This is a genomic window from Desulfomicrobium macestii (assembly GCF_014873765.1).
GTDB classification, from domain to species: Bacteria; Desulfobacterota; Desulfovibrionia; order Desulfovibrionales; family Desulfomicrobiaceae; genus Desulfomicrobium; species Desulfomicrobium macestii.
Window position 1 is genome coordinate 1 of sequence record NZ_JADBGG010000021.1, and the last position, 26,828, is coordinate 26,828.

25 protein-coding genes are annotated in these 26,828 nt (G+C 51.9%); 9 read left to right on the forward strand and 16 right to left on the reverse strand.

The genetic code is table 11. The annotated features are described in order from the left end of the window. The coding region (locus H4684_RS20660) for a hypothetical protein (RefSeq protein WP_225940434.1) at window positions 1-190 on the reverse strand (190 nt) is incomplete at its 3' end. Between the two features lie 325 nt (window positions 191-515). Here H4684_RS20660 and H4684_RS13395 point away from each other — a divergent pair. The 7 genes from H4684_RS13395 (at window position 516) to H4684_RS13425 (ending at window position 9,799) form a co-directional block, all read left to right on the forward strand. After that, window positions 516-1,832, forward strand: a complete 1,317-nt coding sequence (locus H4684_RS13395; RefSeq protein ID WP_192624116.1) for an IS5 family transposase — start codon at window positions 516-518, stop codon at window positions 1,830-1,832. A gap of 209 nt (window positions 1,833-2,041) precedes the next feature. Beyond that, window positions 2,042-3,571, forward strand: a complete 1,530-nt coding sequence (locus H4684_RS13400) for a class I SAM-dependent methyltransferase (protein ID WP_192624117.1) — start codon at window positions 2,042-2,044, stop codon at window positions 3,569-3,571. A gap of 41 nt (window positions 3,572-3,612) precedes the next feature. Then, entirely contained in the window at window positions 3,613-5,442 is a 1,830-nt protein-coding gene (locus H4684_RS13405) for a glycosyltransferase (RefSeq protein WP_192624118.1), read from the forward strand. A 260-nt stretch (window positions 5,443-5,702) separates the two neighbouring features. After that, the gene (locus H4684_RS13410) at window positions 5,703-6,344 is read left to right on the forward strand and encodes a methyltransferase domain-containing protein (protein ID WP_192624119.1); all 642 of its coding nucleotides are present in this window, start codon (window positions 5,703-5,705) and stop codon (window positions 6,342-6,344) included. Between the two features lie 5 nt (window positions 6,345-6,349). Then, window positions 6,350-7,615, forward strand: coding sequence for a glycosyltransferase (locus H4684_RS13415; protein WP_192624120.1), 1,266 nt, complete (start codon window positions 6,350-6,352; stop codon window positions 7,613-7,615). Window positions 7,616-7,643: 28 nt separating this feature from the next. Then, window positions 7,644-8,768, forward strand: coding sequence for a glycosyltransferase (locus H4684_RS13420; RefSeq protein ID WP_192624121.1), 1,125 nt, complete (start codon window positions 7,644-7,646; stop codon window positions 8,766-8,768). Further along, the gene (locus H4684_RS13425) at window positions 8,765-9,799 is read left to right on the forward strand and encodes a glycosyltransferase family protein (protein WP_192624122.1); all 1,035 of its coding nucleotides are present in this window, start codon (window positions 8,765-8,767) and stop codon (window positions 9,797-9,799) included. Before H4684_RS13420 ends, H4684_RS13425 begins: the two co-directional genes overlap by 4 nt. 14 nt (window positions 9,800-9,813) lie before the next feature. On the opposite strand, the gene H4684_RS13430 is transcribed toward H4684_RS13425, so the two are convergent. The 11 genes from H4684_RS13430 to H4684_RS13480 all read right to left on the reverse strand — a co-directional run bounded on the left by H4684_RS13430 (window position 9,814) and on the right by H4684_RS13480 (window position 21,403). Then, window positions 9,814-11,037: a glycosyltransferase family 2 protein gene (locus tag H4684_RS13430; RefSeq protein ID WP_143077938.1), complete on the reverse strand. Its 1,224-nt coding sequence runs from the start codon at window positions 11,035-11,037 to the stop codon at window positions 9,814-9,816. A gap of 11 nt (window positions 11,038-11,048) precedes the next feature. Continuing rightward, window positions 11,049-11,774 (reverse strand): glycosyltransferase family protein, encoded by a 726-nt coding sequence (locus H4684_RS13435; RefSeq protein ID WP_192624123.1) that lies wholly within the window; start codon window positions 11,772-11,774, stop codon window positions 11,049-11,051. Next, window positions 11,771-12,955, reverse strand: coding sequence for a CgeB family protein (locus tag H4684_RS13440; RefSeq protein ID WP_192624124.1), 1,185 nt, complete (start codon window positions 12,953-12,955; stop codon window positions 11,771-11,773). The genes H4684_RS13435 and H4684_RS13440 overlap by 4 nt, the downstream gene beginning before the upstream one ends. Continuing rightward, on the reverse strand, window positions 12,952-13,944 hold the full coding sequence (locus H4684_RS13445; protein ID WP_225940435.1) for a glycosyltransferase: 993 nt from the start codon (window positions 13,942-13,944) through the stop codon (window positions 12,952-12,954). Before H4684_RS13445 ends, H4684_RS13440 begins: the two co-directional genes overlap by 4 nt. A 345-nt stretch (window positions 13,945-14,289) precedes the next feature. After that, complete coding sequence (locus H4684_RS13450; RefSeq protein WP_192624125.1) at window positions 14,290-15,471, reverse strand: ATP-binding protein; 1,182 nt, start codon at window positions 15,469-15,471, stop codon at window positions 14,290-14,292. Window positions 15,472-15,615: 144 nt separating this feature from the next. Next, window positions 15,616-17,256: an AMP-binding protein gene (locus H4684_RS13455; RefSeq protein ID WP_192624126.1), complete on the reverse strand. Its 1,641-nt coding sequence runs from the start codon at window positions 17,254-17,256 to the stop codon at window positions 15,616-15,618. A gap of 69 nt (window positions 17,257-17,325) precedes the next feature. After that, window positions 17,326-17,886, reverse strand: a complete 561-nt coding sequence (locus H4684_RS13460; protein WP_092193791.1) for a helix-turn-helix domain-containing protein — start codon at window positions 17,884-17,886, stop codon at window positions 17,326-17,328. Window positions 17,887-17,996: 110 nt separating this feature from the next. Beyond that, on the reverse strand, window positions 17,997-18,305 hold the full coding sequence (locus H4684_RS13465; RefSeq protein WP_192624127.1) for an isoamylase early set domain-containing protein: 309 nt from the start codon (window positions 18,303-18,305) through the stop codon (window positions 17,997-17,999). Beyond that, complete coding sequence (gene glgA / locus H4684_RS13470) at window positions 18,302-19,783, reverse strand: glycogen synthase GlgA (RefSeq protein WP_092193789.1); 1,482 nt, start codon at window positions 19,781-19,783, stop codon at window positions 18,302-18,304. The genes H4684_RS13465 and glgA overlap by 4 nt, the downstream gene beginning before the upstream one ends. Then, window positions 19,780-20,244 carry an NUDIX domain-containing protein gene (locus H4684_RS13475; protein WP_092193788.1) on the reverse strand — a complete coding sequence of 155 codons (465 nt, stop codon included), beginning with the start codon at window positions 20,242-20,244 and terminating at the stop codon, window positions 19,780-19,782. Before H4684_RS13475 ends, glgA begins: the two co-directional genes overlap by 4 nt. Window positions 20,245-20,788: 544 nt before the next feature. Beyond that, entirely contained in the window at window positions 20,789-21,403 is a 615-nt protein-coding gene (locus tag H4684_RS13480; protein ID WP_192624128.1) for an L-threonylcarbamoyladenylate synthase, read from the reverse strand. Between the two features lie 193 nt (window positions 21,404-21,596). Between H4684_RS13480 and H4684_RS13485 the strand changes: the two genes are divergently transcribed. Beyond that, window positions 21,597-22,055, forward strand: a complete 459-nt coding sequence (locus H4684_RS13485; protein ID WP_092193786.1) for a hypothetical protein — start codon at window positions 21,597-21,599, stop codon at window positions 22,053-22,055. Window positions 22,056-22,121: 66 nt separating this feature from the next. On the opposite strand, the gene H4684_RS13490 is transcribed toward H4684_RS13485, so the two are convergent. Next, window positions 22,122-22,592: a CinA family protein gene (locus H4684_RS13490; RefSeq protein WP_092193785.1), complete on the reverse strand. Its 471-nt coding sequence runs from the start codon at window positions 22,590-22,592 to the stop codon at window positions 22,122-22,124. A 240-nt stretch (window positions 22,593-22,832) separates the two neighbouring features. On the opposite strand from H4684_RS13490, the gene H4684_RS13495 reads away from it, so the two are divergent. Continuing rightward, a complete protein-coding gene (locus tag H4684_RS13495; RefSeq protein ID WP_192624129.1) occupies window positions 22,833-23,075 on the forward strand; it encodes a DUF1653 domain-containing protein in 243 nt (80 codons plus the stop codon). 425 nt (window positions 23,076-23,500) lie between these two features. On the opposite strand, the gene H4684_RS13500 is transcribed toward H4684_RS13495, so the two are convergent. The 3 genes from H4684_RS13500 to H4684_RS13510 all read right to left on the reverse strand — a co-directional run bounded on the left by H4684_RS13500 (window position 23,501) and on the right by H4684_RS13510 (window position 26,827). Next, window positions 23,501-25,684 carry a DNA translocase FtsK gene (locus H4684_RS13500; protein ID WP_192624130.1) on the reverse strand — a complete coding sequence of 728 codons (2,184 nt, stop codon included), beginning with the start codon at window positions 25,682-25,684 and terminating at the stop codon, window positions 23,501-23,503. A gap of 87 nt (window positions 25,685-25,771) precedes the next feature. Next, window positions 25,772-26,329 (reverse strand): elongation factor P, encoded by a 558-nt coding sequence (gene efp / locus H4684_RS13505; protein WP_092193783.1) that lies wholly within the window; start codon window positions 26,327-26,329, stop codon window positions 25,772-25,774. A gap of 45 nt (window positions 26,330-26,374) precedes the next feature. Next, complete coding sequence (locus tag H4684_RS13510; RefSeq protein ID WP_092193782.1) at window positions 26,375-26,827, reverse strand: type II 3-dehydroquinate dehydratase; 453 nt, start codon at window positions 26,825-26,827, stop codon at window positions 26,375-26,377. Window position 26,828: the final 1 nt, after the last annotated feature.

Sequence of the window (26,828 nt, forward strand, 5' to 3'; positions counted from 1 at the left end):
TATTCTTTCCGATAAACGGAAGAACAAAGATGTTCAGAAGAATAGTCAAAGCAGAATATCCTCTAGCCTTCTTGATGCTTGAATTTCGCGCAATGCTCGCAATTCCGAACTGACTGAAAAACGAATCGATTCTGCTCTCACACTCGTTTTTAATGAGTTGCAAATCGATGACATTGTTTGTAGTTTGCATGTGGGAATCCTTGTTTTGTTGTTCAATTGCGTGGTAACAAAAGAACTACTACAGAATGAGGATCCCCTCAATCAAAATATCCAATTATTCTCGATAGATTTATGTTCCGGCGACTTTACTAACAACCCCGAAAGTCGAGTTAGTTATTAAACAAGTTCTGAAGAAAAAAATGCAAAAAAATGATCATATAAATAGTCAGCCCTGAAAAACAGGACAAAATGTCGAAATTAATTGAAATTTAATCGGAGATAATGTATTTCAAATAACCAGTAATGCAGTGAAAAATGCATTTTTTCTGGTCGAAATCACTCCGAGGTTACCAACGATGCAGCCCAAAAAATCGGACCGTCAGCGCAGCTTCCTCTGCCCAGATCTGATCGATCAACTCGATCCTCGAAACCACCTTCTGGGGTTGGCCAAGGCCATCCCGTGGCAGGTCTTTGAAGACAGTTTTCGTCCGCTTTATGCTACGTCTGGCCGCCCTGCCAAACCCGTCCGGTTGATGGTCGGGCTTCTCATCCTCAAGCAGCTTGAAAACCTCAGCGATGAGCGCGTCGTCGAGATTTGGGTCCAGAACCCCTATTTCCAAGCCTTTTGCGGCCAACAACGGTTCACCTGGAAGCTGCCGTGTGATCCGTCCGAGCTGACCTATTTTCGGCGTCGCATCGGTGAAGACGGTGTGCGCAAGATTTTCGAAGTCTCCGTGACCCTTCATGGCGACAAGGCCAAGGAAGAGGAAGTGGTCGTGGATTCCACCGTGCAGGAAAAAAACATCACCTTTCCCACGGACGCCAAGCTTCTGTCCAAGATCGTAACGCGTTGCCGCATCATGGCCAAACAGGAAGACGTCAAACTCCGGCGCAGCTACCAGCGTGAAGTCAAAAAACTGCTGCGTGTCATTCGCTTCAAATCAAAGGGCCGCAAACAGGGCGAGGCCCAGCGAGCGATCAAGCGTTTGCGGACTATTGCCGGAGTCCTGATCCGCGAAATGAAGCGGAAGCTTTCCTCGGAAGCACTTGAGGCCCACCAACAGTCTCTGGACCTCTACGACCGCGTTCAGCGCCAGCAGCGTTCCGATTCCAACAAAATTTACAGCCTCCATGAACCAGGCGTTTCCTGCATCAGCAAAGGCAAGGCCCACAAGAAATACGAGTTCGGAGCCAAGGCTTCTGTGACCGTGACCAAGACCAGCGGCATCATCGTTGGCGCCTTGTCCTTCCACGACAATCCTTTCGATGGTCATACCCTCCCTGCGGTGCTGACCCAGGTCGAGAGTATCGTAGGCCAAAGGCCAACCATGGCGATCTGCGACCGGGGATATCGCGGCAAGCGTCAAATCGGGCCAACCCGCATCGAAATTCCAGAATCAGGCAAAGGGCCAAAAACGAAACACGAGAAGCGCAAAGCCAGAGAACGCTTTCGCCGCAGGGCCGCCATCGAACCAATCATCGGTCATTTCAAGAGTGATCACAGGATGATGCGAAACTACCTCAAAGGGCGGATCGGCGATTCCGTGAACCTGTTCATGGCCTGCACTGCATTCAATTTCCGGAAGTTCATCCGGTTGTTGTATTTTTTGTGCCCCAAATTTTTGTGGCACATTTTTCGACCCAATGTTCGGCCGGTACGGGCTTGCGCCTGAAAGGCCGTTTTTAGAGTTTTTCAGGGCTGACTAATTAGTTGCTGCAAAAGACACCTTGAACTTTCTGTAACCATCATTGTAGACACAATTTTAATTTTTCAACTAGCACTCAAAACATTATATATGCCATGCTAAATAAAAATTAAAAAAAATATTATTACATTTTGACACCACTTATAAATAAAAATAATACAAATAGTGAAAAACAAATGAAAAAATACAGTAAAAACATAGACATAGAATACCTTGTTAATAACAACTTATGGAGCACAGATATACCATTAAAACTGCATTTAGGGTGTGGGAAAAAAATATTTAAAGGATATGTCAACATTGATTACCCTTCAGAAAAACATAATATTGTTAATGTAAAGCCTGACATTGAAATTGATATTTTAAAATTAAATTTCGGTGCAAACCAAATAGACGAAATCCGTCTTCATCATGTATTCGAACATTTTAACAGGGTAACGGCACTAGGATTATTGATTCGATGGACTGAATGGCTAAAGGATGGAGGAAAACTCATCATCGAAACTCCAGATCTTATTGGGTGCGCACAAACCCTAGTAAGCGACGCGCCTTATAAGATTAAGGCTGCGATATCCCGACATCTGGCAGGAGACCAAACGGCAGAATGGGGATACCATATTGATCATTGGTTCGCAGACAGATTTTACAAGACCCTTACACTTTTCGGCTATGAAAACGTTCAAATTAAACAAGACAAATGGGATCACCCGCCGTATCTTTCAAATGTAATAGTTGTAGCAAGGAAAAAAAACATAATACCTCGAAACCTTCTCGTCGAAGCAGCTAATATGCTTTTAAAGGACTCACTTGTTTCGCATACAGAAATAAAATCTTTTAAAATATGGACAAATCAACTTAATTCTTTTTTAGATGACGACAAACATGATTCAAAAAATGATTATATAGCAAATAAGTTTACGATACAATCTATAACTGAAGCACTTAAAAATGAATGTGGAAAAATACGCTATCAAGAATTATTTGAAATGCTGCACGAATTCTCGCTAGCAGGAATGAACATTGGATGCAGTTGCGAATCTTATACAAATGGAGAATATTATATATTAAAATATATTAGCGATAAATATATTGAAAAACCAATAGTATTTGATGTCGGAGCAAATACAGGAGAGTATACGATCAACGCAAACAAAGCATTTAAAAATAAAGCTACAATTTATGCTTTTGAACCGTCGAGAACAGCATATTCAATTCTATATAATAAATTTAGCGACAATCATGACATTTTAACTTACAATATCGGCTTCGGCGAAAAATGCGAAAATAAAACATTATACTCAACAAAAAATAATTCACGCCTATCTAGTTTATATAAAAGAAACCTTGAACATGCAAAAATTACGATGGACACTGCTGAAAATATTACTATTGATACAATAGACGAGTTTTGCACAAAAAATAAAATAGGAAAAATCACTTTGCTTAAATTAGACGTAGAAGGCCATGAACTTTTTGTCCTTCGTGGCGCAAAAAAAATGATCGAATCCAATAAAATTGATTACATCCAATTTGAATTTGGCGGGTGCAACATTGACTCACAAACTTTTTTTAAAGATATATTTTTATTGTTATCAGAAAAATACAAAATATTTAGAGTTCTTAAAGATGGATTAAGAGAAATTGAAAAATATAAAGAATGCCATGAAATATTCATTTACTCTAATTTTCTTGCCATCGCTAAATAGATTCAAACTTCATTAAATTTTAAATGCGGAAGCATATTAAATTGAAAAAGACAAAATTAATATCTGCAATAATATTCAGCAAAGATAGAGCACTTCAACTCGAGCTGTGTCTTCGAACACTACTTAATAACTGCATAGACTTCAACATAGCCAAAATACATGTTATTTACACATATAGCAATGATACAAACGCAAAACATTACGAATTACTCAAACAAGAATACAAAAAAATTCATTTTTGCAAAGAAACAAACTTTCATATAGACTTAATAAACTGCATCGGAGATGCGAAATTTATACTATTCATTGTCGATGACAACATTTTTATAAACAAATTTTCTATCACAACGACAACAGACATACTGAAAAATAATCACAACGCTATTGGATTTTCATTAAGACTTGGAAAAAATATAAAATATCACTACCCTTCAAACAGCGATCAAGTACAGCCAAAATTTACAAAAAAGGAAGAAAATATTTATTTTGCAAATTGGACACTGAACACTAAATATTTTGGATATCCTTTAGAAGTTTCTAGCTCTATATATAAATCAGACTTGATACTGCCGATTATTCTCTCTGACAAAACAATAAAAAACCCAAACTCTCTGGAGTCACAACTTCATTTTTTTCGAAACAATTTCTTGAATTATCCTTTGTTATTTTTTTATGGACAGTCTGTTGCGTTCTGCAACCCACTTAATATTGTCCAGACAGAATATTTGAACCGGCATTCCGGCGGATTACAAAATAGCGCTAAATATTTCGCAAATTGTTTTGAAAAAGGCGAACGACTTTTCCCGAATGGGCTAAATGATTTTATACCCGATTCGTGCCACCAAGAAGTAAAAGTTCAAACAAATAATGAATATTTTTACGAACCTTTTATTTCTATATGCATTCCAACATATAACAGAGACAAATATATTAAAGAATCAATAGAAAGCGCTCTTGCACAAAATTACGACAAATTCGAGATTGTTATCGTTGACGACGGCTCCACTGACAATACAGAAAATATCGTCAGATCCATTAAATCTGACAAAATTAGATACGTAAAAAAAGAGCATTCAAATGCACCAGATACGCGTAACATATGCATTCAAGAGGCCGAAGGCGAATTCATCCTCTGGCTGGACAGTGATGACCATCTTGCCATCGACTTGTTAACACGATTTCAAGAACTGTTAGCCGATTTCCCCGACATTGATGTCTGCTACGGAGATGTCCTGCCGTTTGGTAACACAGGAACCTTTGCCAACAAAACCATCCGTTACGCCGACTATTATAAAAAAAACAACGAACTGCTTGCCGAACTGGTCACCGGCAACAAAATCCCAAACCCGGGCACCTTTATCAGAAAGGATCTTTTCAATCGTGTGGGCGTGTACGACATTCAGTTCAAGCGAGCTCATGACTATGAGTTCTGGATTCGCTCGGCTCCGGTGGCCAAATTCAAACACATCGAGGGGATTTCGGTTCGATGGCGGTGGCACGAAAGCAACATGTCTGCAAGCAACAAAATACTGGACACATCTTACGAATCTTCAATTCTAAAAAAACTGGTCCAGCAACATCCTATTGAAATACTCTTTCCTCTTTATGATTGGAATAATCAAAAATTTTCTTCATTTCTTGCTCATGGAGAAATTGCAATGATGTTTTTGAAGTGGAAAAATATATTTCAGTACACATTGCACTTAAAAAAAGCTATAAAATCAATATATTTTAAAATTAAATTTCCAGACGATCATTCTTTACAACTTAAAATATTATCTAAATGTTACATTGAAATTTTTAATCAGACCAAAAATGTTTACTTTCAAGAGATGGCACGTATAGCGCTGAATGTGTCTAAAATAATTTAAAGTAAAATTTTTTCATTGTTATAAAATTTTACTTATTTATTATGAAGATAATGCGACCATCTCTAGATACGATATTCCGATATCTCCTCTCGAACCTCGTATCATGATTATTGAAAAGCTCTTGGATCAGCGACTAAGAGTCACCAGTACACAAATATTATGGCTTACGCATAATTTGACAACCGATGACAAATCCCGGCCAGCGCAGAATTGGAAACCACCGCACGGAGAACAAACATCAACCTCATGGATACACGAACTTGAAATACGAACATGAGTATGGATACTGGCTGAACCGCTTCAGACAGGAAAATGAAAACTTGAGCAATTCACACTTTGCTAGTCGTATGCTGCTTATGGCCGAAGAAGAAAATGATGAATTTCTTTGCGGAAAAATAGTCGCAGACTTCGGCTGCGGACCCAGAGGCAGCCTCTCCTGGACAAACGCTCCGTTACTACGCATCGGCATTGACGTACTTATACCTGATTATCTGACATCTTTCGGAAAGTGTATGCGTGAACACGGCATGACATACATCACCTGCACCGAAAAAATTATTCCAATCCAATCCTCGATAGTCGATGTCATGTTTACAATTAACGCACTGGACCATGTGGACGACTTTGAGCGCATGACCCACGAAATACTCCGCGTCCTCAAACCGGGAGGACTTTTCATTGGCAGCCTGAATCTCAATCAACCCGCAACTCCTTGCGAACCTCAAACCCTCACGGATATCAGCGTAAGAAAAAACCTGTTGAAATTTCTAAACTTATCCTCATATCGCTTAGCAAAAATCCACCCAAAGACACCTTATAAATTCATGATTGAAGACAAGCTATCAGACTCTTATGATAACGACGAGCAATACATTTTATGGGTTAAAGGAACAAAAAAGTAAACAATATGTGCGATACAAACGATAAAGCAAAAAAAAATATACTTTATGTAATACATGGCTACCCACCTCGCAACCATGCAGGAACAGAAAACTATTCTTATTCATTAGCGAAAGAAGTTTCAAAAAAAAAATTTAACGTTGCTTCTTTTTACCCCATCATATATAATAATCTAGCAAAATCTGAGCTAAATATAAAAAAAATTAACAACCACACCGCATTTGAAGTTAAAACAAAACCTTCAAATCACATCAATAATCTATTTAACATTGAAATAGAAAATATATTTTTACAAGTAATTAAAGCATTTAACCCTGATATAATTCACTTTCAACACACACATACAGTACTTCCATTCTCTCTTTTAACATTATCTATTTCTTTGAAAATTCCTACGTTAATTACATTGCACGACTTTTGGTACATATGCCCTAGAACTTATATGCTTAATAACGACGGAACGCTTTGCACCGGTCCAACAACTCCAGAAAAATGCACAAAATGTTTTTTAAAAAATGAATACTTGAGAGAAATTAATAACAAAAATATATTTTATTACTTAGTAGATCTTTTTACAAAAAGATTAGAGCTGTCTCGTTTAATATTTTTAAATGCAAACCTAGCGACAGCTCCATCCAAATATTTATTAGATAAATATAAAGAATACCTCACATTCGATAAAAGCGCACGCCTTCCACTTGGTCTTGACGTAACGATACAACATTTTGAAAAAAAAATTAATAGGCCGATAAGGTTTGGCTTCCTAGGCAATATTACTTTATTAAAAAATGTACACGGACTAATAGACTCTTTTTTGCGAACATCAGGAGAAGCCTTTCTTCATATTTATGGAAAAGTACACGATAATTACATTCTAGAAACTCTAAAAAATATATCTTTAACAGATTCTCGAATCATATTTCATGGATGTTACTCGCCCAGCGATTTGCCTAAAATATTTTCTCAAATCGATATTGGAGTTGTTCCTTCTTTCTTTGAAAATTACCCTCTTGTCGTTCGAGAATTTTTGAGCGTCAAGATACCTGTTATTGCATCACGCGTTGGCGGCATTCCAGAAATTATAGAACACAATAAAAACGGTCTTCTTTTTGATCCGTTGTCAAAAGACGATCTATTCAATATTTTACAAGACATTATTGATAACCCTGATCTAATTTCTAAACTTTCCTCTCAAATCAGCAACATAAAAACTATAGACCAAGATGCATCTGTTTGGTCTGAAATTTACAAATCTCTTGCGTTTAAGCCTTAAAAATGAACTAACATAAATTTTACAACTCATGAGCACATCAATAATAATACCCACACTTAACAATGCGAGCCTCATCTATTCTTGTATAAAATCAATACTTAAAGTTAACACCATTGCTGACACTGACATTATAGTTATAGACAACGCATCAACCGACGAAACAAAATTTCTTCTCCAAAATTTCACTAACTCAATCAAGCTAATCACAAATAATGCAAACCTCGGATTTTCAAAAGCATGTAATCAAGGGGCAAAGTCATCACGCGCTGATTTTTTAATTTTCCTCAACAATGACACAGAAGTTACAAGAGGATGGCTTGAAGGGCTTCTGCGCTGCTTGCATAGTAATTTTCCAAATAGTAATTTTCCAAATAGTAATTTTCCAACTGGTATCGTCGGTTGCAAACTTCTTTATCCTGACAGTACCGTTCAACATGCAGGAGTAGCTTTTAGCTCCATAAAAGTTCACCATATTTACAGAAACTTCGCCCCCTCTCATCCTGCTGTCAATAAACAACGTGAGTTCCAGGCTGTCACCGCTGCTTGCATGCTGGTTCCGCGAAAACTCTTTCTTTCCCTCGGAGGATTCGACGAATCCTTCATCAACGGATTCGAAGATCTCGATTTCTGTTTCCGAGCTAGAAGCAAGGGATACAAGGTGATGTACACACCTGAAAGCGTCGTCATCCACCACGAAAGCAAAACTCCCGGCCGCCACGATCACCATGCGCATAATGCCCGCCTTTTCGCCTCTCGTTGGTTGTCCAATGTTGATCACGATCTGGACAAAATCTATGCAGAAGACGGATTGCGGCGACATCTTGAGTACGAAGAAAAACTGGGCGGGAAATGGCTCGAAGATTCGAATCCAAACCACTTCTGGAACCAGGCCAGATCCTTGGTAATTTCTGGCGAATATGTTGAGGCCGAAAAATTTTTTGGCCAGGCATTGTCCTTCAATCCATACGACGTCCGCAGGCTCTCCATCGCTGAAGAGCTTTCCGACCTGTACATGAAGTGGGGTCGAGTATCGGACGCGGAGCAATGCCTTGACGCCGTCATCCAGGTAACGCCCTCGAAGCGCCTTCTCCAGAAAAAAGCTCGGATCGCAATGATGGCAACTCACCTTCCTTCGGATTTATCCCAAAAATGAACGCAAACCACTGCATCAAAATCGCCGTCTACTCCTTGGATCTCCCCCATTACGCCTGTGCTGATTTGCGAATTGTGACCCCTTTTCGAAGACTTCGAGAGCATCTGGATTTCAGATGGGCAGTTCAGGATTGCAACGGACAATCGCGAATTGACGCTGATCCTGTCGAATGGGCTGACCTCATTGTCGTTCAACGCTATTTTCCACTCAAGGAAACATCCCCGCTCCTGGACATCATTCTTGCCTCTGGCAAGCCCGTTGTATTCGAAATTGATGACTTTCTGCTCGATGTTCCACCGACGCACCCCCTTTACCACAATTTTCAAAAGACAGCTCCATTCATCCGTCAACTCATCCCCAAAGTGGATATCGTGACCGTGAGCACTGACGCCCTGCGTGATCGTATTCTCAAATTCAACCCGAACACGGTGACGCTTCCAAACTTCATTGACGAGGCGGCCGTCACGCCAGCCATTCCTGTAGCAGACCCTACGAAAACCGTCATCGCGTACATGGGCAGCCCGACGCATGACCAGGACCTCAAGCTCATCGAGGACGCACTCTTCCGGGTCAAAGAGAAATTCGGGGAAGCGACTGAATTTATTTTCTGGGGATGCGCGGGCACGCGACTAGCAAAACTGGGCAGGGTCATTCCATTCGACGACAGCTACGCATCGTTCCTTAAAACCCTTGGCAAAATCCATTTCGACATCGGGCTTGCGCCCCTGGCAGACAACCCATTCAACTGTTGCAAAAGCAATATCAAATGGTTGGAATACTCCGCTCACGCCCGGGCAGGAATTTTCTCGGATCTGGAGCCCTACCGCGAAAGCGTGGAGCATGGAAAAACGGGGATGCTGGTCGGAGACGACCCGAAAGAATGGTTTGAAGCGCTGGAATATCTAATCTCTAACCCCGACCAAAGAAAAGCCATGGGCCGAGCGGCCCGTAAGGACGCTTTTGCCCGTTTCGGACTTTCAAAGGGCGTGCACCGCTATCTGGAACTCTACAGGGGCTTGCTGAAGCGATAGCAATACACTTGAATTTATACACTTCTTCCCTGGTGATGAGCCGACCATCGTCTACAAACATCCTGCAACACTTCGTCACGCGTTTTCACTGCCCAGTGCTGAAGGGCCATAAATTTTCTTGGAATGTCCTTTGAAGCCGCTTCCTCACGCAATTTCTCAAAGGTGTTGCGACAATTTGTCAGCAATTCCGCATCACCCAGTCTGCTGGCTACCCGGGCTAAACCAGTGACCACTTTTTCCGTCGAAAAATAACTCTGCTGCAACTGGAGGACATCCAACGCAGCATCCCACATCCCTTGTTTAAAGAAAAAATCCAGCAGGCGTTCATACCCTGCCTCCCACAAAGGTTCCGCGAGAACTTCCGCCCAAAGGCGCTCCATCCCAAAACCTTTTGTTTCGCCTTCGGAACGAACGCACACGATGTTTGCTGTAAGGGTCGAGGTGAGCCGGAGTTCATAACCGTCCGCATGTGCAAACAGGTGCATGTCCGGATAAAACGCTCCTTGGCAACGACGGGCAAGCACCTGTGAATTGTGACTCTCCGCGTTAAACCGCCCTGGTGTCTGGCTGGTAAGATGGTAAATCCGGCTTGCCGGCTCGCAACGCAACGTCAGCCCCAGTGAACGAATCTTCCAGCACAAATCCAGATCTTCGTAACCGTTGCGGTACTCTTCCCAAAATCTTCCCGCTTGCCCGAAAACTCCGGCCGGGATCATGAGCGCGGCGCCCGTTATGGCCTGCAGATTCCGTTCGCGTTGAACAACCGGATGCGTGCTTGGAAAATTGTGATACAAATGAGTGACGTGATTGGTAGGTGTGAAAGTGACGCCCAGATGCTGGACACGATCCTGGTCCGGATAAAGCAAAAGCGGCCCCACTGCACCAAGCTCCGGCCTGACCTCGAACGCCCGCAACAGCGGCGGCAGCCACCCTGGGGTCAACAGCGTATCGTTATTCAGAAAAAACAAATAATCCGCGTTCGCCCGCCCTGCGCCCAGGTTGCAACCCGGTCCGAAATTGATGTTTTCATCCAGGCGCAAATGCTTAAAACGCTCCCCGAACAATTCTTGCCCGAGAACCCCGCATGACCCAGCAGTCTCGTCCGTGGAACCGTTGTCGACCACGATGACCTGCACATCCTCGTCCGGCGTGTGCTCACGCAGGCTGCGCAGGCAGTCCGCCGTAAGCGCCCACTGGTTGAACACGGGAATGATGATCGCAACTCTATACTGTCCCATAATGTTCTGCCTCAATCAATTTCCCGGAAATCTCCGGCCATCAGTTTCACATGTTCACGGTAATCCGAACCAAATCTACCCGCGAGATACCCCGCCTCCGCCTCGGCCGCCCGCGCCATGAACCCATTCACCTCGCGGGCGGTGGAATGGTATTTGTGCCGGATGACGACTTGATGATCTACAACGCAGGCAAATCCCGACTCCTGCGTCCGGCTTGAAAACCAGACATCCACACCGTAGCCGTACGGGTTGCCACCAAAATCAACGCCCCCTGCCCGCTTCCAGAATTCGACGCTGACCAGCGGCGCGATCCCGTCCACGTAACGCACCTGCCTGAACTGCCCCCCGGGCCGTTCCACCATCTGCGGGTGGTAGGGATTGGCCGTCACTGCCGGGGAATACACGCCCACCGGCCCGACCAGACGCTCTGCCCGGACCAGGCGCAGACACGCGCGCTCGATGAGCGGAGGCTTCGAGACAAAGGTCGCATCGTTGTTCAGAAACCAGACATGGGACGCGCCCTTGCTTGCCAGAATTCCCATTACCCGCTCCAGCGCACCGGCCCAGTAAAGATTTTCCTCGCCCCTCAGCCAGGCGTTTTCATACGGTTCGGGGCTGGCGTTGTCGAAAACCAGAATCCTGTCCCGCCGCGCGGGGTCGCTCTCCATCAATTGCCAGTGCAGCTGTTTCGTGCGCGCAGCAGGCCCATAGTGCAGGATCACGGTGTAAAGATTCATGCCGGAGTCCCGAACAGCCGCTTCATGTTCGCGCAGATCGTTGCCATGCGATGGCCGTAAGAGTGCTCCTTTTCGATGCGTTGCCGAGCGCGCAGGGCAATCCGTTCACGCGAGGACGAATTGGCCAGATAATGACGCACAAGATCGCCGATCTCTTCCACATCTCGGTAGCAGACAACTTCCTTGCCCAGCTCGAAAGCGGCGGCAAGCTGCTCGCGGTAATCCGTCAGCAGAAAGCCGCCACTGGCGGGCACGTCGAAGACGCGCTGGTTGAGGGCCCCTTTCATCTGCATGCTGGTGGTGTTGAAATTGATTCTGGTCGATCGGTAGAAACCTGGCAGGTCGGAATAATAATGCAATGGGCCCACGTAGGTCCACGAAGCATCCCCGAGCAGCGGCCGCCAGTGCTCGTCTCCGGCCACCACCGGTTCAAACGGAAGAAGCGCCTGCACGCATTTCAATCTGTGCAGCTGGGTCGCCCGCCAGTACACGAAGCTGTCCAGAGCGGCCCTTGGCGACGGCTCGCAGGCTTCGCGCAATCTCCCGGCTTCAGAATTTTCCCGGCCGACAAATTCGGACAGATCACGCGTATCGCTGGCGGTGAATTTCCCCGCCACATCCTCCCAAAACCCTCGCAATCTGTCCGACTGTGCTGAAAGCGCCCAGCATTTTTCCTGGGCTGCCTGCATGGAATTGCCCACGAACGCCACGTTGCGCAGGGGCAAGGCGTCCGGAACAAAGTGAATGCGGCTCAGATCGACGGCGAGGGGAAGATGAAAGGCCGCACCGTGCCCCGCATCTGCAAGGGGCTCAATAGCATCGGCATCCCAGACGGCGTAGGCGAGACAGGGGTTGTCCAGATTGCGGTACTGCGGAAGAAAAAGATCCGGGCGGTCCACGAACCAACTGAGCAGCGGCAGTTCGCGCTGACGGCAAAATTCGCTGACCAGCCCTTCGCGATCAAGGCCAAGGTGATTCATGGTCAACAGAAAATCGGGCGCGAACCGGTCCACTTCGACGCGCAACTTTTCTTCAAGCTCCGCGGCCGAAGAAATCCCGCCCAGAAAAAGATAGGCATGCTCAAGACCCCGGGCCTGACAGCCACAGATCAGTTCGGCCATGAGATAATGCTTTGCCGAGATAAGCAGTATTCTGGGCTGCTTGCGGGCAGATCGGTTCATAAGGCTGTACGCCCGCTTTTTGCGGACTCCGACAACGCGGCCACGATCTCGCATTTTTGAGCGTCACTGCCATAGGCGCCTGCCGTCTGAGCCGTTCGGGCGAGAATGTCCAGATTGCGGGGCAAGGCTTGCGCCGCCCGCTCAAGGCCCAGCGCCGCACCCAGCACGTCACCGTCCGCAAACCACCAGCCGTTGCCGCCCCACGGCACATCGCGAGGCACATACCCATGCGGCGCATATCCATCCGGCTCTATCTGCCGCATGTAATCCCACCCGCCAAAGCCGGTGAAGCCCACGCACATACAGCCGCAGGCCATGGCTTCAAGGGGCGGGAGCGGACAGCCCTCGGGGAATCCCGTGACCAGAAAAACATGGCAGGAACGCAGTGCCTCGGCCACGCCGGGGCGGTCCAGGCCGTGGATGGGCACCCATTCCACCTTTACGCGCGGGTTGCGCTCCTCGAAGATGCGCCGGATCTGCTCGGCCAGAGCCTTGTTCTTGCGGGGCATGAAGCCGATGCGTAGCGCTCCGCCGGGTTTTGACGCCGGAGGATGAAAAAGCTCCGTGTCCAGAGCGGGGCGGATGATCCGCGGCCTCTTGCCCAGCACCTGCTCCATGTGCCAAGCCACGGGACCTGATACGGCCAGAAAGTCCACGGGCAGATCCCGCCAGTGCACGCCCGCCTCCAGGCCATGAAAGAGATAGGACCAGTTCTGGCAGTAGACCAGGGTCCGGCAGCCGCGCTTCAGACCCGGCACCAGGGCATTGGGCCAGCCTTCGGGAACCACGTAGATGTCCCCGGCCGCCATGGCCGCCGTGCTGGCCCGCACCCAGGGCAACCCCGCGCACTCGGCCCCGCCCGGCGGCTCATCCCAATACAGAATCCCGCCCAGCCTGCCCAGGACGTGCAACTGCCGGGCGATCTGCAAAAGCACCATGCACCCTCCGGACATGGCCTTGAGCGGTGGATAGAAAATCCACGTTTTCATGGCCGCACCCGAAATCGTCCGGACTGAAATTTGACTGAAAATAACGCCATGGTGTTCCCTGAGCAAAATAAAGGCCATGCACCGAAATGGACCATCTCGGAGAGGGGCGCTGCAAAAAGTCGTCATCCCCTTGAAGAAGGGGATCCATGCTTTTTTAACTATCTGAAAAGAATGGATTCCCGCCTTCGCGGGAATGACACTCGGGTTCTTTTGCGACTTTTTGCAGTGTCGTCTGGAAAGACATGGGTTCCCTCCGTTACAGGAATGACGTCCAGGTTCTCTCGCGACTTTTTGCAATGAGACATTTAACTGACGTACGCCAGAGTACGTCTTCAGCATAGTCCTCTACAGCTTGTTCAGCCACTCAGAAAAGAACGGATCTACCACTCGCCAGACACCCTCTTCTGTTTTCTCGATCAGATCTTCGCGCAGCAAAATTTCACGGATATCCGAAATGGAAGAAGACGGCAGTTCCGCCTTGACCACAAATTCGGCGCTAGTGAGCTGAGCACTCGGATTGGCGGACAACGTCTTGAGCAATTTCAATTGCCGCGTGGTCAGCGGAGCGATCATGGTCTCGTACAAGCCGGATTCTGATTGAATCACCCTCATTTTTGCAAGCTCCACGTCTTCCAACGTCACGTCGCGGCCGCTGCGCTCATAAACCTCGCTGGCCAGGCGCTGTACGTAAAAGGGATATTGTCTGGCCGCCGCAACAAGAGCGGCGCTCACTTGCGGATCGATGTGCCTACCTTCCTGCGCAAAAAAAGAGGCTATGCATTGGGATGTATCCGAAATGGGCAGAGGAGGCAGGAACATCTTCACGGCGGAGAGCGTCAAAAAACGTTTCTGATCGCTGAACATGGCCAACAGAAGGCTTCGCCTGCTCCCGGAAAAAACGAACGAGGCCGGCAAGCCTTGGATGGTTTTTCGCACTATGCCTTCCACGGCTTGGGATTCGGCAAGCTTGGTCAAATCCTGAAATTCGTCCATGACTACGTGGCAAGGCCATTCCCGTGATTCTATGATTCGCGCCAAATCTTCGAGAGTCTGTTCCAGCAAAGTTCGGGGATCCTGGGTCTCATTGGCACGCGTCACGGATATGGCGGCCTCGCCGGAATGATCGAATGTCAAGACCGGACGAAACGCACTCAAGGCGTTCAACCAGCGTTTTCCCCTGGCCAACAGTGATTCCCGGGCGTGCAAGGTCTTGAACATGTCGCGGGCAAGACGGCGGGCGATCTCAGAGACGCCATCGACACCGGAAAAATCAAATGCAAAGCAAAGATATCCCTCATCGTGCAGAATCTTCTGCACCTTCCGGCACAAGGATGTCTTTCCGTACCTGCGCGGCGAGGCAAGCACCATATTCTGCGTGGCCCTGGCGCAACGCAGGAGTTGTTGCACTTCTTCCTGACGATCACAAAAAGGATCGCCCTCTCCAAGCACTTCAAGACGAAAAGGATTAGGCATAATTCCGGAACCTCCGTTACGGAAATGTCGTAACGGAAGATCCGTAAAAGTCAAGGCAGGCCCCCTTGAGCAACAGCCGCCACAAAAAAAGGCCACACATCACGCATGGCCTCAAAATCATTCCCCCCTACCCGGGTCAAGGGGCGCGCCCCTTGCGGGGTGCGGGGCAGGGCCCCGCTTTTCCCTTCTCCCCTTTCTTTATGCCTCGTCCCGTGCCCGGATCTCGGCGCGTTTGATCTTGCCGCTGATGGTCTTGGGCAGTTCCTTAACGTAGTCGATGATGCGCGGGTATTTGTAAGGCGCAGTCACTTTCTTGACGTGGTTCTGCAGTTCCTTGGTCAGTTCCGGCGAGGGCTCGTAGCCTGCGGCCAGGGTCACGGAGGCTTTGACGGCCTGACCACGGTCGGGGTCGGGCACGCCGGTCACGGCAGCTTCGACCACGGCGGGGTGGGTGATGAGCGCGCTTTCGACCTCGAAGGGGCCGATGCGGTAGCCCGAGCTCTTGATCAGGTCATCGATGCGCCCGAGGAACCAGAAGTAGCCGTCCTCGTCCATCCAGGCCTTGTCGCCGGTGCGATAGTAGCCTCCGTTCATGACGCTCGCGGTCTTGGCCTCGTCCTGCAGGTAGCAGGAGAAGAGGCCCACGGGCCGCGTGGGCTCGATGCCGATGCAGATTTCCCCTTCAACGCCGGGGGGGCAGGGCTCATCGTTTTCATCCAGGAGCCGGATGTCCCAGCCCGGGCAGGGCTTGCCGATGGAGCCGGCCTTGGGTTTCATGAACGGGAAGGTCGCGATCTGCAGAGTGGTCTCGGTCTGTCCGTAGCCTTCGTAGATGGGCATGCCCATTTTCTCCACCCAGGTCTCGAACACGCTGTCGTTCAGGAGTTCGCCCGCAGTGGTGCAATGGCGCAACGCGGAAAGATCGTAGGCGTCCAGATCCTCGCGGATCAGGAAGCGATAGACCGTGGGCGGCGCGCAAAAATTGGTGACCTTGTGGTCGGCGATGACCTGAAGCAGCCTCGCGGGCTCGAACTTGCCCCGAAAATCCCAGACGAAAACCACTCCTCCGGCCAGCCATTGCCCATAGAACTTGCCCCAGGTGGACTTGGCCCAGCCCGTGTCGGCCAGGGTCAGGTGCAGGTTTCCGGGCTCTATGTCGTGCCAGTAGGAGCCGGTCATAATGTGGCCGAAGGGGTAGTTGAAATTGTGCAGCACCATCTTCGGGTGCCCGGTGGTGCCGGAAGAAAAAAAGATGGTCGCCGGGTCTTCGCCGCAGGCCGCGTCGGCCGGACGGGAAAAGACTGGTGACGCGTCGTCGACGATCCGCGAGAAGCTGTGCCAATCGCCTTCGGGCTGCTCAAGTCCGGCCAGCACCTGCACGGTCAGCGTCGGGCAGTCGAGCTTGGCCGCTTCCACCGTGGCGCGCACGGATTCATCGACAATGGCGCCCTTGATGGAGGCAAAATTGACCCGGTAGGTGATGTCCTTGGCCGTCAGGAGCGCAGGCGACGGCACGCCCAACGCGCCGAGCTTGTGCAGGGCAAGCATGACGGTCCAGAATTCCACCCGGCGGTGCAGGATGATCATGACCTTGTCGCCGCGCCCGATGCCGAGGCTCTGCAGCGCACCCGCCAGACGGCTCGACTGTTCTGAAAAATAGCCGAAGGTGTATTCGCGGCGCACATCGGCGTCGTCCACGTGAACCATGGCCAGGCGTGCCGGGTCCGCAGCGGCGGTGGCATCGACCATGTCGAAGGCGAAATTGTACTTGTCCGGGATGGTCAGGGAAAAAGATGCCTGGAACTCTTCATAAGACGAAGGACGCAGTTTTGTATGCATGGGTACTCCGATGGTGTTGGATTGATTCGGGATGACTGCTTGCGGGGTACGAACCTTGTGGCCCGCCCCCTAGATAATCACATCCAGAAACTCGGCCGGTTGGCCGTCCAGGCCACGCAGGGCGTGGGGAGTACGCGAGGTGAAGTACAGGCTGTCTCCAGGTTCCATGACATGGACCGTGGAGCCGAGGGTGATTTCAAGCTTGCCGGAGAGGACATGGATGAATTCCTGCCCGGGGTGCTCGTTGAAGGTCAGGGAGTGTTTGTCCTTGGGTGGGACGGTGACGACGAAGGGCTCCATCTTGCGGCCGACGAAACGGTAAGCCAGGCTCTTGTAGTCGTAGTCCTTGCGCCGTTCCACGCTCATGCCCTTGCCCTTCTTGACTAGGGAGGCGGTGTGCAGATGCGCTTCCTTGCCGGACATGAGCACGGTCAGGTCGACCTGAAACGCCTGGGCCACGTTGAAAAGATAACTGACCGGGATCTCCTGCTCTCCGGACTCGTAACCGAGGACATCCGCAGCCGTGACGCCCAGCTGCGCGGCCATATCCTCTTCGCTCAAATCCATGGCGTCCCGCAGCCCCCGCAAACGGGGCGCAATATCCTTATAGGCGGGTTGTTGCGCATCCATAGTCTGCTCCTTGTACTGAAAATGTATGAAAACAGGGGCAGAAATTACGGGCTTCGCGTTCAAAAAGCAATGCGCAAGCGATAATCGAGTAAGGATTTCTACTGATCACCTTACACTTCGACAACGGAATTCTCGCAGTTTCCATACTCGCTGTAGCAGTAGGAATCGGCGCTCCAGTCATTCTCCCAGCGATCATCGTCGAGCAGGTAGCGAAACTGGTACGCATTCCCGATGGGCAGGTCGATGGTCAGCTTGAAGGATCCGTCCTTGAGCCTCTTCATGGGCAGCGAGTGCATGGCCCAATCATTGAATTCCCCGACCAGAAACGCCGTTGCCGCCCCGCCCGCGCCGCCGACCGGCAGATGGAAGGTGACCTTGCAGATGTTTTTCGTCTTCAGATATTTCTTTTCAATGCTCATATCATCCTCCATGTGTCTAAAAGATCTCCGTGCAGCGATGCATAGACATCCATGTACTTGCGTGCGGAATTTTCCCAGGAAAACCGTGTCTGCATGGCGTTCATCTGAACCTCTCTCCAGGCATCGCGATCCTCCCAGACCTGCACTGCCATGCGCACCGTGGCCAAAAGCGCCTCCGGTGTGGATTCGGAAAAAATGAACCCGTTGGCTCCGGGATCGGGATACGGAGTTATGGTGTCTCGCAGGCCGCCCACCGCGGTGGCCACGGGCGGAGTGCCGTAGCTCAGGCTGTACATCTGCGTCAGCCCGCACGGTTCGTAGCGTGACGGCATGAGAAAGATGTCCGCCCCGGCCTGGATGAGATGCGACATTTCCTCCGTGTACCCGATGACCCCCACGATCCTGCCCGGGTAATCCTCCATGACGCTCATCAGCATGGCCTCGAACTCGGCGCGCCCCTCGCCCAGAACCACCAGTCCCACGCCCAGTTCCATGAGTTCGGGGATGATTTCGAGCACGATGTCGATACCCTTCTGACCGCGCAGGCGTCCGACGAAACCCAGAAGCGGACGCTCGGTCAGTTCGGGAGACAATCCGAGCACGCCCATGAGATGCTTCTTGCAGTCCGCCTTGCCTTCAGGCTTTTCCGCCGAATAGGTGCACTCCAGAATCCGGTCGTTCTCGGGACTCCAGATGGAGTAGTCCGCGCCGTTCAAAATCCCGACCAGGTCGGCCGCGCGGCGGGTCAGGATGCCCTCCAGACCGCACCCGAATTCCGGGGTCATGATTTCCGCGGCATAGCTGGGGCTGACCGTGGTGATCTTGTCGGCGTATGCGATCCCGGCTTTCAGCAGGTTGAAGCTGTTGTAGAATTCCACGCCCTCCATGTTCCAGGCTTCCAGAGGCAGGCCTGACTGCGCGAAGAGGCGGTAGGAGAAACGACCCTGGTAGGCCAGGTTGTGGATGGACATGACCGTGCGCACGCCCGCCCAGAAGGGATCGGTGCGTCGCCAGAAGGCCAGATAGGCCATGGCCAGGCCCGCGTGCCAATCCTGGGCGTGAACGATGCGCGCCCCCATGTTCAGATGCCTGATGGCGGCCAGGGCAGCGCGGCAGAAAAAGATGAACCGCTCGCAATTGTCGAAATAATCGCCCTTGTGCGTGCAATAGTATTGACGGCGGTCGAAGTATTCGCCGCGTTCAATGAAATAGACGGGCAGCCCGTGATAATCGGCCAGATAGATGTCGGCGGTGGTGTCGGCCCAGGGGTACCCCACCGGGCAGTCCTCCTGAACCAGATGCACTGGGTATTGTCCCGTGGAAAGCCTGCCGTAGAAGGGCGTGATCACGGCCACACGCACCCCCATGCGGGACAGGGTCAGGGGCAGGATGCCCATGACGTCGGCCAACCCTCCGGACTTGGAGAAGGGATAAATTTCCGAAGTCAGGAAAACTATATCATGGGGCGGTGTGATCATGCGCTCCTGCTTACTTTCTTGGCAAAATCGGCAATGATTCTGCGGTGATCAAAGGCAATGTCGGCCGGCAATGCATCAAGGGGAAAGAAACGGGCATTCCTGGCGTCGTCTCCGGCGCACGGGATTGCGTCGTCATCGCATTCCACCGTGTAGGCCACGCTCAATGTATGAAAACGCGGGTCACGGTCCGGATCGGAATAGACTCCAAGAAGCCCGGTCAGTCGCACGGCCAGGCCGGTCTCTTCCAGGGCCTCGCGAACGGCAGCCTGCTCGGCGCTTTCCCCGCAATCGATGAAGCCTCCGGGCAACGCCCATCCATGTGGAGGGTTGCCACGCTCGATGAGCAGAATTCCCTGAGGGGCGCGATGGAGTACAATATCCACCGTGGGGAAAGGATTTCTCTGCGCAACCGCTGCACCGCACCGTGTACATGCGCAGCTGAATGACCGGGTTTTGTGCATGGCATCCTCGTAGCTTTCTTATGCCAATTCTCTTCAAACTTGCCTAGCACCATTTTTTCGGGACTTGAAGCCTTAAACTTGGCTACGCAAAATCGTTACAAAAGAACCCGAAACATCTGAAAATCATTAGCCGGATTAATGGTACGTTCAGTGCTCAAAAACGCAACCCCCAGCATTGACATGGGATTTCAGTTCCGAACGCATAGCCCTTTAAAAACCGGTACCAAAAATAATCGTGGAGCACGGCATGTGCTCTCTCGCGAGCATGGCTGCAGGCAATTTTTCGGAGATCAAACAAAATCGGCCCCCGAACCGTGAGGTTCGGGGGCCGATTTTGGCAAAAAGAGGAAGTTATTTTCTAATTAGCAAAGGTCGGGCCAAAACCAGTATTGCTTCAAATTTTATCAATAAAAATTTTAATACATTGAAATTAAAGTACTTTATTTTGAATTTACAAAGCCCCGATCGGCTCGATTAATTCAAATTTTTTAACCACGTTTTCTTTAAAGCCCGAAGCAGACCATTCGGTGAAAAAAATTTTGTACTAGGAGACCACCTCGACCCCTGCGGCAATTATCTCCCGGGCCGATATCGCTCCCGCTCGCAGGATGCGCACGGACTCTGCCCCCACGATTTTTACCAACGTGGAAGGCAATCCGCCACCGGGCCACGGAGTGGACGCGATGACTAGCGCCCCAGAATCTCTGACAAGCTCCGAGTCGAGCTCGTCTGGCCTGCACACGGGCGGCAGTCCGCTGCGGTTGGCGCTGGAAGACACCAGCGGCGCGCCCGCCTCATGGCAGAGACGCGCGGCAATGACGTGCGGGGACATGCGCACGGCCGAACGACCGGTGTGGTCCTTGGCAAGCGGACTCACTCGCGGATCGACCTCGGCCACGATGGAGAGCGGCCCCGGCCAGAATTTCCGGGCCAACTCCTCCTCGGCTTTGGTCAGACGCAAAAAGCGCTCCGCCATCTCCCAGTCGGAGACGATGAGCGGCAGCGGCTTGTCCGCAGGCCTTCCCTTGGCCGAAATAATTTTCTCCACGGCTTGGTGCATCGTGGCCAGACATCCAAGGGCGTAAAACGTTTCCGTCGGGTAGATGACCAGCCCGCCGCATGCAAGTTCAAGAACTTCAACCTCGTGCTGCCGACTCATGCGTCACCCCCTCCTTCGTGCATTGACCGGGGTCCGGCGAGACTGGTACACGCAAGGCACGGGCGCGCTTGGCGGCGCCCGGCAAACCTTTCCGCCCCTTGCAAATAAAATTCATGAATTTTCATATGTTGGAATCAAAGCTCGTCTTGGCAGGGACTTTGCTTGGTCTGATGAAAAAAGGAAGGAGATGGCCATGAAAATCACCCCGGATCAATTGGCTGCCCTGCAGCTCCAGCAAAAAAACACGGCCCGGAACACTCCAGGCGAAGGATTCGCAAAGGCCCTGGCCCAGGAACTTGGATCGGAATCCACCGCCCAGACCAGCAATGCCGCGCCTGCGACCGGTCCCATGGTTCGACTTGATCAGGCCTTGCAGGCCGCCATGCTGCAAAAACCAACAGAGCAGACGGTCATGGACAAGATGAATGCACTGCTTTCCAAGTGGGAAGATTATTCCCAAATCATCGGCTCGGAAAACGGCAATCTGCGAGAAGGCTACAATCTGCTCGCGGACATTCGCCAAAACATCCAGGAGGTCAAGGGCGATCTGGCCCAAACCTCCGGTCAGGGGCTCGCGGCCATGGTCGAAGAGCTGGACATCCTGACCACCACGGAAGAGTTCAAGTTTAACCGCGGCGACTACCTGAACTGACGCCCGGTTCCGGTGCCATTTCTCCCGTTTTTTTCGGCGCTTCACCTGAAGCGCCGTTTTTTATGATCAGAGCAGACCCAAAACAGCCTCGCGCACGCTAGCCTGCTTGATCTCCCGACGCGAGCCCTGAAACCTGAATTCGCGGCTCCAGATCCGATGATTGATCCGCCACGCCATCCAGACCAGCCCCACCGGCTTCTCCGGTGTTCCCCCGCCCGGCCCGGCAATGCCGGAGATGGCCAGGGCCACGGGGACCTTCATCAGCTCGCACACGCCCTTGACCATGCTCTCAACGCAAGCCTGACTGACCGCGCCATGACGGATCAATATCTCTTCGGGTACGCCGAGCAGACGCATCTTGACGCGGTTGTCATAGGCCACGACCCCACCCTCGAACCAGCGCGAGCTTCCCGCCACATCCGTCAGGGTGCTTGCGAGCAGCCCCCCGGTGCAGGACTCTGCCGTGGCCATATGGGCTCCCTGAAGAAGCAGGGATTCTCCAAGTCGGCCGACCATGGTTTCCACATCAAGTTCCATCAACCCTCCAGATCAGACGGGGAATAATTCTCCATGCCACGAACGTGGCAGTCCGGGCGTCCATGCCCAAGGCCGGCGACGATGTCCGGCTTCGCCAGGCATCATCCTGAAATTGATGGCATCTTCTACTCACGCACCTGGACCCAAGGCAAGCCTTGAATTCGCCCTTCCATGATGCCAAAGAAGAAATTCATTGAATGCCTGCATGATTTTTCAACCCCGAAACAAAGGAAAAAACCGATGTCCAGTTCCGGCGACAAGAATGAAACCCTGCTGCAGCCCGGCCGTTACCGGCATTTCAAGGGAAGAGAATACGAGGTCCTGGGCGTGGCCAGGCACAGCGAGGGCCTTGAGGACATGGTGGTGTACCGCCCACTCTACAACGACACGGGCCTGTGGGTGCGTCCGCTGTCCATGTTCACGGAACTCATCGAGCGGAACGGAAAAAAACAGCCACGTTTCACCTTCCTGGACAAAGCCTGACGTTTTTCTTCGGCAAAACCCTGCCCGTCGGAGGCGCCTATTTGCGTCGTATGCGAAAAACGCGAGTCGGCTCGATTAGGGCAAGGAGTTCCGGAGACATCCCTTTTGCGCCGGATGCGAAAAACGCGTGTCGGCTCGGTTCGGGCAAGGCCTGCCGGAACTCCTTTGCCGACCTCGTAATGCTTCCCGGCCTTGAGCTCTTGCCCTTTTTCTTGCCTCGTGTACGAAACGGCCGGGAAGCAAACGATGTCTGGCTCAGTCAGACAGCCGACAGGCCTTGCCCGAACCGAGCCGACACGCTTGAGCCGATGCGGGAAGTCCGTTGAAGATCACGGCAGCTTAAATCGAAGCAGAATTCGTCAACGACATTGCCCCCTTAATGGGGTGCAGGGGACGCGTCCCCTGCCCGCCGGAGGCATCTTTCTCTAATCCTTCTTGCGCACCAGCCGGGGCTTGCTGCCGTCCTGTGGTCCTATGATGCCGTCCATCTCCATCTGTTCGATGAAGCGGGCCGCACGGTTGAAACCGATGCGCAGACGGCGCTGGATCATGGAGATGGAGGCTCGGCCCTGGTCGGAGACGAAATCGATGGCCTCGGCGTACTTGGGGTCGTCGAGGACGTCGCTGGACCCGCCGTTGCCGTCCCCCCCGCTCTCGCCCGCCGTGTTCCACTCGGCAAAATCCAGCTCGAATCGTTGAGGGCGCTGTTTTTCCCAGTATTTGACCACGCGCGCGATCTCGTCATCGCCCACAAAAGCGCCGTGCACGCGCTGAATGTTACCGCCGCTGAGCTTGAAGAGCATGTCACCGTGGCCGAGGAGATATTCCGCGCCGATGCCGTCGAGGATGGTCCGCGAGTCGTGTTTGGAGCTGACCTGAAAGGCTATGCGCGAAGGAAAGTTGGCCTTGATGATGCCGGTCACCACGTCCACGGAAGGACGCTGAGTGGCCAGGATGAGATGAATGCCCGAAGCGCGTGCCAGCTGCGCCAGGCGCACGATGCTGCCTTCAACTTCCTTGGCCGCCGTCATCATCATGTCGGCCAGCTCGTCGACCACGATGATAAGATAGGGAAAGGGCTTGAGGTCGCGCATGTCCTCGGGGCGGTCGTCACCCATCTCGTCGAGCTTCTGGTTGTAGGTGGTGATGTGCCGCACGCCTGTTCTGGCCATGGCCTCGTAGCGCTGCTCCATTTCATAGACCGCCCATTCCAGGGCGTTCTTGGCCAGATGCATGTCCGTGACCACGGGGTGGACCAGATGCGGAAGAGTTCCGTAGACGGCCAGTTCGATGCGTTTGGGGTCGACCAGCAGCAGTTTCACGTGCTCCGGGTCGTGCTTGTAGACGATGCTCAGGAGCAGGCAGTTCAGGCATACGGACTTGCCCGCGCCCGTGGCGCCGGCCACCAGCATGTGCGGCATCTTGGCCAGGTCGGCGATCTTGGGCACGCCCTGGATGTCCATGCCCAGGGCCAGGGGCAGCTGGGCCTTGGTGTCGGCGAAGGCCGGGTCATCGAGGATTTCACGCAGATAGACGATCTGGCGTTGTTCGTTGGGAATCTCGATGCCCACCGTGTCGCGTCCGGGCAGCGGGGCCACGATGCGCACGGCCCGGGCTTTCAGGGCCAGGGCCAGATCATCGCTCATACCCGCGATGCGGCTGACCTTGACGCCCGGCGCGGGCTTAAACTCAAACATGGTGATGACCGGTCCGGGCTGCACGCCCTGCACCTCGCCCTGAATGCCGAAATCGGCGAAGCAGGCGGTCAGAGCCTGGGACTGACGATCCAGAACGGCCTTGGAGATCGAAATGCGCGAGGCCGGAACCGGGGCCAGAAGATCGATGGGAGGCAGGCTGCCCAGGGTAGTTTGCGGGCGGACGGGAGGCACGGGTTTTGCGGTCTTGGGCTGAGGCTTGGGAATGATCCGGGGTTCTTCCCTGCGCGTCTCCTCTGCGGATTTGCGCGGTTTGGCGGGGGCGCGCTGAGGCTGCGGGGTGGCTGGGGCGGGGACCTGCGTGAAGCGCTCGGCCCGCCAGGCCCGGAATCCTTGGAGCAGACGCCGCAACGGAGCCAGCCAGGCCGCGCACTTTTCCATCAGAGCGTGGTAGGACATGCCGAAAAGCAGTCTGCCCGCGATGAGGGTCAGACAGACGGCCACGAGGACGAAGCCGTAATTGCCGAAGACGCGCTGCAGCAGCGCATACAGCGTCCGCCCGACAAAACCTCCGCTGACCATGCCCGATCCGGGCAAGCCCAGGTGCAGGACCGCGAAATGCGCCCAGATAGGAATCAGGATCGCCAGCATGATGCCGCCGATCCAGCGCAGCCAGTGCGGCCGAAAATTCGGGAAAAAGAGCATCGCCGCGGCCAGGGCGAAGAAAACGGGCCACAGCCATGCCGCCATGCCGCAAAGATCGACCAGTCCTCCGGCCACGTATGCGCCCAGGGTGCCGACCAGATTCTGCGTCTTGTGTCCGGCCACGGCCTGATGGTTGAATCCGGGGTCGGCGGGGGAAAAGGAATACAGGGCCAGGGTCACAAGTGCCAGTGAACAGGCGAAGACCAGCGCACAAATTTCCCGTACGAGCTTGTTGCCGTCTTTAGTCATGCGTTTTTTTCCATGCTGGGACAGTTGCAAAAACAAAAGGCCACAGAGCGCTCTCCATGGCCTTTTGGATGCTGTCGATCAACCAATCTATTCGCGGCCGAGGTATTCGCCCGTTTCCGTATTGACCTTGATCTTGGTTCCAATCTCGACGAAAAGCGGGACGTTGACCACGATCCCCGTCTCCAGGGTCGCGGGTTTGGAGGCGCCGGTAACCGTGTCGCCTTTCATGCCGGGATCGGTCATGGTCACTTCCAGGACAACGGAGCCTGACATTTCCAGATCAAGCGGACGACCTTGATACAGCATGACCTTGTAGGCCTGTGCTTCTTTCAGGTAGCCGCCCTTTTCACCGATGAGATCGTGGGGAACGGAAGTCTGCTCGAAGGTTGTCATATCCATGAAGGCATAGCTGTCGCCTTCATTGTAGAGGTACTGCATTTCCCGGACTTCCAAGTCCGGCTTGGGAAATTTGATCCCGGAGCGGAAATTCTGCTCGACCACCGACCCGGTGAGCAGGTTGCGGTACTTGGTGCGCATGAACGCACCGCCCTTGCCCGGCTTGTAATGACTGCACTCCAGAATCTCGCACGGTGCGCCGTCAATCTCTATCTTCTTGCCTTTCTTGAAATCACTCGTAGCTAACATGCTTGCCTTGCTTCCTCCATAGATTTGTCCCTGCCGGCGGCAGCCTCAGGGCTGGACGGCCAGACGCTGCCAAAGCGCCTGGACTGCGAGCGCATAGCTCATAATGCCGAAACCGGCAATAGCCCCTATGCAGTGCCGCCCGATGAGACTTGTGTGCCGCATGGCGGACTGGCGGGCGTGCACGTTGCTCAGATGGACCTCGACGCAGGGAAGCCCGGTCCAGGCCAGGCAATCGGCCAAGGCGAGGCTGGTGTGGGTGTAGGCTCCGGCATTGAGGACGATTCCGTCGCTCTTGACCTTCCACGCCTCTTCCAGCCGATCGATGAGAGCGCCCTCGGAATTGGACTGGAACAGCGTCAGACGAATGCGTCCGGCGTCTTCTCCGAGCAATCTTTCAACCAGCCCCGGGAGCGCGTCCATGCCTTCGGTTCCGTATATTTCCGGCTGTCGCTGTCCCAGAAAGCCCAGATTGGGCCCGTTTATGACCACGAACTCCATG